At 46.7% G+C, this 6,819-nt stretch carries 6 protein-coding genes and 1 pseudogene; 1 reads left to right on the forward strand and 6 read right to left on the reverse strand.

The genetic code is table 11. The features are described 5' to 3' along the window. The 3 genes and pseudogenes from CSR02_RS16880 to CSR02_RS12700 form a co-directional block, all read right to left on the reverse strand. Positions 1–230: pseudogene (locus CSR02_RS16880) on the reverse strand (hypothetical protein); the annotation flags it as partial. A gap of 591 nt (positions 231–821) precedes the next feature. Then, complete coding sequence (locus tag CSR02_RS12695) at positions 822–2,882, reverse strand: restriction endonuclease PLD domain-containing protein (protein ID WP_244176999.1); 2,061 nt, start codon at positions 2,880–2,882, stop codon at positions 822–824. A 611-nt stretch (positions 2,883–3,493) separates the two neighbouring features. Next, positions 3,494–4,126 carry a recombinase family protein gene (locus CSR02_RS12700; RefSeq protein ID WP_003627302.1) on the reverse strand — a complete coding sequence of 211 codons (633 nt, stop codon included), beginning with the start codon at positions 4,124–4,126 and terminating at the stop codon, positions 3,494–3,496. Between the two features lie 247 nt (positions 4,127–4,373). On the opposite strand from CSR02_RS12700, the gene CSR02_RS12705 reads away from it, so the two are divergent. Next, on the forward strand, positions 4,374–4,970 hold the full coding sequence (locus CSR02_RS12705) for a recombinase family protein (protein ID WP_020936764.1): 597 nt from the start codon (positions 4,374–4,376) through the stop codon (positions 4,968–4,970). Between the two features lie 29 nt (positions 4,971–4,999). On the opposite strand, the gene CSR02_RS12710 is transcribed toward CSR02_RS12705, so the two are convergent. The 3 genes from CSR02_RS12710 to CSR02_RS12720 all read right to left on the reverse strand — a co-directional run bounded on the left by CSR02_RS12710 (position 5,000) and on the right by CSR02_RS12720 (position 6,438). Continuing rightward, complete coding sequence (locus CSR02_RS12710; RefSeq protein ID WP_020936765.1) at positions 5,000–5,290, reverse strand: WGR domain-containing protein; 291 nt, start codon at positions 5,288–5,290, stop codon at positions 5,000–5,002. A gap of 21 nt (positions 5,291–5,311) precedes the next feature. Then, positions 5,312–5,590: an HU family DNA-binding protein gene (locus tag CSR02_RS12715; protein ID WP_020936766.1), complete on the reverse strand. Its 279-nt coding sequence runs from the start codon at positions 5,588–5,590 to the stop codon at positions 5,312–5,314. A 95-nt stretch (positions 5,591–5,685) separates the two neighbouring features. Beyond that, positions 5,686–6,438: a BRO-N domain-containing protein gene (locus tag CSR02_RS12720; RefSeq protein WP_003626751.1), complete on the reverse strand. Its 753-nt coding sequence runs from the start codon at positions 6,436–6,438 to the stop codon at positions 5,686–5,688. Between the last annotated feature and the right edge of the window lie 381 nt (positions 6,439–6,819).

Below are 6,819 nucleotides of genomic sequence, written 5' to 3' on the forward strand. Positions count from 1 at the left end.
CTGGTGGCCGCATCAATCCCGGATTGCAGTTCCTGGCGTGCTGGATCACGGAGCGACAGAGCTTCACGACGAGCCTGGTCAGGCATCATTGTTCGGCCAGACTTAAATAACGTCGCGATGGCATGCATCATAAGACGCTCGTCATTGACTGCCGCTTTGCCGCTGGCTCTATCTGAGTTGCTCCGGGTCTTGCTGTCACCACAAAACTTGGGGCAATTCAATCTAGCCATCAGCTCCGACCAACAAAGCAATCTGACGTCTGATTGCGAGTAACTGGTCAGGACGCACCTTGCTTCCGGTTACACGGAGACGATGCTTGGATGTAGTTGTCAATAAGACGCTGACTGCCCAACATAGCTTTGAACAGCCATTATCAGCACTCGGATCAATCCGAACCGCCAGATCTGGAATAACGAGATTCTCGTCGTCGGTCAGAGGAATAAGCATGATGTTCGACCATTCAGGTGGGAACTATTTATCTTCGACAACAACAGCAGATCGGAGTTTGTTCGGCTTCTGTTTGGCAAGGCATCACCACGTGAGAAACAATCGTTCTATGGGACTTATCTATGTCGCCCGGTTTTCTCTATTCTGACCGGAATATGCTTTACTACGTCTGCACGACAACGGTTTCCAGCAGGAACGCTGGAAGACAAGGGTAACCGCCTTGATTGCGATTTCAAAAAACTTAAGGCCAAAAGCCAGACATACCAGTTCAGATCGGCAGTCATGGGGAAATCCTCAGTTACTTTGTCACTGTGCCGCAAGGACATGGACAATCCAATTTGTCACGAAACAAACACCAGCTTCTGATGCGTTAATTACTTACGCTTCCTCCAAACTTTCATAAGCCTCTCAACCAGTGAACTATGATGAATTGGAGAAAATCCCAGCTCATTTTCCATTGCTTGAATATCCAGCTTGACGGTATCTGCAATGCGCCCTTTGGAAACAAATTCTGGTACAGATTTTTCAAATGCCATGGCTTGGCGAATATCTCCACCAAAGCACACTTGCATAAAGCGCTTGTCTCGCGACAGAGCGATGTTTTCAGGATGACTTCTAATCATTTCGACAAGCACACGTTGGAACTGAACAGCCCGCATAGCTTGATAGGTTCGATAAGAAAGAGGACAAACCCAGTCTGGCTTTACAGGAAGGTGTTGTTCTATCAACGACAACAAGAGATGAGACGACACCGTAAAAACATCTGGAATCTGCTTGCCATCACTCTGATCCATATCGATCCGCATATCTCGAACGCGAGGGAACATAAGAGTCAGATAACGCCGGTATAAAGCTGTCCCGATTTCTTTTTGTAAACGACGGGGACTTTCCGTCTGAAGCGCTCGACTATCCGGGAGAGAGGCATCAATGTGACACGTCACCATCCGTTTGGTCAGATCAGCTGAAATGCTTGTCACGTCCTTGTTGGTCGTCAGGACGATAGGTGCGTAGCATTCGGCCATATCCCGATCAGTACGCACCATGTCAGGCACATATTTACTCATTCGATCTGGCGTCACGTCATCAATCAACAGAGGAATGGCCCCTAATTGCTGACGTAAGCCCAAAACACGTTGTGCCGTAAACATTGATGACTGAATACTTTTGACAACCCCGAACATGGATTGTGCAATAATCTGCGTAAACAGGGTTTTCCCACCACTGGAGCGGCCATATAAAACCGCGTACGGGGGATAAAGCCACGGATCGATATGATGACTAACGGCTCCTTGTCTTAAAAAGGGTGCAAAAGGTGCCATGTAAAGCCAGACTAGAAATGCCCAGTAGGAAGCGATGGCACTTTGGCTATTTCCATAAAATGCCGAAAAACTGCTGATATAATTCACAAGCAGATGTACATCTCGGGCAACGTCATGTTCTGAAATGGTATCTTTTTCAGAAAGCCATAACTGATCATTGAGAAAAATCTCTCCTGTCCGAACAGAGAGGGAGGCTCGTGGAATTTCATCTTTCGGAGAGTCCACAGCAGGCAGATTATTGCGTGTCTGCAGAAAAGTTGAAACGATTGTGGGAGTGACCAACGTTACCCCCTTGCGGCTCATCGGCAGAGAAATTGTTTCAAGTTCCTGCCGTAAGCGTTGAGCCTTTCGTAACGTATCAATGGTTATTCCCTCTGAAATCGACATACCACCCTGTTCGACATGAACCAGCCCGGCCCGTATCGCACGCACGATGGGAACATCCTCGTAAGGAAGGGATGTTGTAGAGATATCAGGCTGTTTATTCTTGCCGTCAGAAGACACGCTGATCAGAATATCCCTTTCGATTGCAACACTTTTTTTGTAGTCACGTTGGTAATATTCATCAAAAGCATCCCACGCTGCTAAATCATCAAAAGTGATGATGACTTCATGTTGATGCCCATGGAAAGCCGCTATACTGAGATTAGCGGATCCTGTGATAACGCGTTGACCGTTGGAACCTGATAGCAAATAAAGTTTTTCATGACTTGGACGGCCAGTCAGAAGCCTGAAACGCAAGGTACCATTTTGCAAACGCGGAAGAAAGAGACTGCTGCGTAACCCAAGAAGTTGACGTAAGCTTTCTACAAGAGATTTTTGATCTGTGAGACAGTCCTTAAACCCGTAGTCTTCAAAAAGCTGACTGGCTTGAGCCAAAGCAATATGGGTTTTGGTTAGAATATGCTCAGAGCCAAAAACAATTTCGATATCTTTAAACTGTTCTGTCAGATCGAGCAAAAATTCCAGAGAACTTGAAAAGGTAATCGCACGTAAAGCAGAATACCCCTTGAAAACCTCGGACCAGTTCTGCTGCCGATAAGTTTTTAACTGTGCTTGAAACACAGTAAGTGGTCCAGAATGCGAAGAAGAAATGTTTGAGAAAAGATCCGACATTTTTCCATTATTCCAAATCATTGATAACTTAAGTAAAAAACTCAATAATAATGATTTTATTTTGCCAAAATTTCGAAATTTTATTGTTATTTAATTTTTAAAATTATTATATAATACAAAATAATATCTTATTACCGCGTTGAATATTACTGGTAATATTCGTGGGATCGTTGAATCCCAGTGTAAAGAAAGAGCCCCCTAATGTTATGAGAATTTTTCCTCTCATACGGCTAGAACGTCAAAATCTATCCACGTGTCCAGATCCAGCTCGAAATGCCCATTAAGAATTGACGTGGTTATAAATCAGCAACGTGAGTCTGCGATAATCTTCTGGCATCATCCGGTGGGCTCATTGCTGTTTAACCAGAACGGTTTGGAGCAGACGTTCAGAAAAAATTGTCGTGTGATCCAACGAGAAATAGCCATAGGCTGCAAAGTTCAGGTTCTAGGGCATCACCATATCGGCTGCCGAAGATGCAGATTGCATTGTGCTACTTCCTGACTGAAAAAGCACGATCTGCATGAGATGCATCAATCAAAAATCCGCATTGTCGGTACGTTCCTCAACATGGCCAAAATCACAGCTTTGGGTTCACCAAGCGCTATCTACCTCATGATGTACTGTAAGATTTGCGAGCTTTCTCGATTTTCCGACCATAATGGTGATGGCTGTCTCTGCCACGAGCTAGGCGAGAGACAGTGCTTTCACTGATTCCAAATGCAGCAGCGATCGATTTCAGGGACTCCCCCTCTTTTCGTCTTTCAATGATTTTATGCTTTTGTAAGTCTGTAATCTGAGATGGTCTTCCCATGCGTTTGCCTTGCTTAATGGCACGTGCACGTCCTTCTGAGGTGCGTGTACGGATAAGATCGCGCTCCACATCGGCCAAGCCACCAAGGACTGCAAGCATAAGCCGACCTGTACTTGTGTTGGTGTCAGTCCAGGGTTCAGCTAAAGAGTAAAACTGAGCCTTACGATCAGTAATTGTCTTTACGATAGAGAAGAGATCAAATGTACTGCGTGCCAGTCGATCCAGACGGGTAACGACTACGGTTTGACCAGGCTTAAGGTTGGCAAGCAATTTACATAATTCAGGACGCGTAGCATCTGCACCACTTGCTTTTTCACGATAGATACGACGGCATCCGAATTCCTTCAGTGTTTTCAGTTGAAGTTCAAGAGTCTGCCCTACTGTGCTGACACGGGCATATCCAACTTTACGACGTGTTATTTCTGGTTGCATTCAGGTTTAAACGACTGAAAACGTTCAAAAGTTCCTTGCAAAAACCCTGATTTGCGCAAATGCCATAACGGGCCTTTTGCACCAGTGAATATATATTTGATGTTTATATAGGTAAAACAAAGAAGGCAATATGAAAATAAATAATGTCAGAAAAATCCTGTCTTGCAGGTTATGCGCAAATCAGGAATTGCGCACAAAAAGATCCCGAGATAAGCATCCGTCTTTATGAATTCAGGATGGCGGCACATTGTCTCGGAAAGTTGGATATGCTCGCGTGAGCACAGTCGGCCAGACGCTCGACGTACAGTTCCAATCTCTTCAAAACTATGGATGCGCCAAAATTTTCCGCGAAAAGGCAAGTGGCGCGGATTCAGAACGCATCCAGCTTCAACGCCTACTTCGTAACCTCTCTGATGGAGAGACTGTCGTCGTGACGCGAATTGATCGGTTAGCACGCAGTACCTTTGATCTTTTCGCAATCATTAAAGAGATTACACAAAGAGGTGCGCAGTTTTTTTCTATTGCAGAGCCTTGGGCTGATACGACAACGAGCACTGGCCGCCTGATGCTGGCGGTTTTAGGCGGTCTGGCTGATGTGGAACGTGACCTGATTAAAACCCGCACTGCGGAAGGGCGCATACGCGCTGCCCGTTTAGGTGTAAAAATGGGGCGGCCTGCCAGGATCACAAAGCTACAGCAACAGGAAATCAAGGACTTGCGTCAAAGTGGCGCAACACTGAAAGAACTTGCGTTGGAATACGAGATCAGCACCAGCACGGTCTCAAGAATTGCAACAGGGACAGATAGTCACAGCAGCCGTAAACACCCTAAAAAGGAAAATTGATACTTAAGTTCTCTCATCTATGCCACTACTCATGATCTTACAGCGTACCCCCGCTTGAGCTTTTGACGTAATAGATGTGCCAGTTGATTAGCCGCAGCTCCTACATCAGGAAAAAGATCAAGCCTTACTTTTCCGGGAGTTCCTATTCTTCCCCATCGTCGAATGAGTGCTGCGCCACCGAATAGATCTGGTTGGATTGAAAGATCGTAATAGCGCCATGTGTTACGCGGCGGATAGACGCGCACCAGAGAAACGGCGTCCGGGAAAAGAGTGAGTTGCAGAAAAGCCCCATCCCGCACTGAGAAATCATTCCGCCGCACTTCAAGGCGATCAGTAAACCCTCATTGACCTGTCAAAGCATCCTTGACAGCTTTTGCTGGTGTATAAGCCAGTTTACGAGATGCGGGGATCACCAGATCCGCACCAGTTTGTGGATTGCGTCCTTTGCGCTCAGCCATCTGACGGACGACAAATTTGCCAAATCCTGAGATAGTCGTTTCGTCACCTTTCGTAGCGGCTTCAGTAATTGCTGCAAATACTGTTTCCAAGGCTGCTTTGGCATCTTTTTTTGAAATATCCGTTACAGCAACAATACGTTCAATCAAGTCCTGGTTATTCATTTAACGTTCCAACATGATCCAGTAGGGAATGGAAGGGTAATAGATTTTACACCACAACCACAAGGGTTTACCTTCCACTCCCTCAATGATGGAACTTATGACCTCACTGGTGATACAGCGGAAACCGGCTCAAAGTAGGGGCCAGTGCCAAGCTTATCATCCAACAGCCGCATAACCGTGGATAGACGGCACATATACTGGCGCATTTGATCCGACCGCTCACTATTTTGTCCAAGAGCAAACCAACTGATTTGCACGAGCTTCACCAGATGAATGAGTTCCAGAATATCCAGATCATAAGACCACGGACGTTTTGCTTCGCTTAACGCTCTTTCGACGGAGAATTTCCCGTTCATCCGGGTCACCAGATGGCGAGTTGATTGATAGATATCACCTTCTTTCAACTCCGCAAGAAGACGCAGATCGGCCGCGCTAATATCGGGCTTGGACGCCCCCCTGTCGGTCTGCGCACCTGCATCAGGCCGGTATTCTCCCGTGCGACGGATCTGCGGCAACACCTCATCTGTCACCCACCGCCGGAACCGCTTGGCTACGGGTTTCGTCGATATAAATGTGAGATGGTACGCGCCACTCTCATTCACCAGATATGTGTCTTGGGGACCACCTTGTGTCTGAACAGGCACTAATTTGCATTCATCATCATCCAAGCGCGTCACGGCATAGCGATGACGGCTAATACCTAACAAATCGCATACTTCTTTGGCCAATACCCATCGCTGCCCACCAATGAGAACTGTTCCCAATTGTTGTGTCTCGAAGGTTAAACCTGCAGGCACAACTGAATGTACATTTTGTCGGCTGTTCTGATTGTGTTCTTTTGCTGTCATCGTCCGTATCTCCTGATAACCGTATGAACAGCTAATCTTCAGTAATCATGATGCGACGAGAAAGATTTTTTCTCTTCACACAAACCATGCACGACCCCAAAGGGAGCCAGAATCCTAGCTCCCTTTCTCCGCTTGCCCAATCCTGGCGGCGCAGCCGCCGCACTGAGGGTGCAATGGTGTATGAAGGCCCTAAATTTGGTGGAACGGATGTGGGACTCATATGGGGCGGAAACGGAACGGAAACCCCACAGATATGGGACGCCATGAGGAACGGAACCCCCACGGAAATGGAACAGAAAGCCCCACAATCGTGGAACGGAAAAGCGGATATCGTTTTCGGTCGCATCTTGGAAGCGCACCCTCAGAGGACACTGAGGCCAA

Source organism: Acetobacter pomorum, from assembly GCF_002738225.1.
GTDB classification, from domain to species: domain Bacteria; phylum Pseudomonadota; class Alphaproteobacteria; order Acetobacterales; family Acetobacteraceae; genus Acetobacter; species Acetobacter pomorum.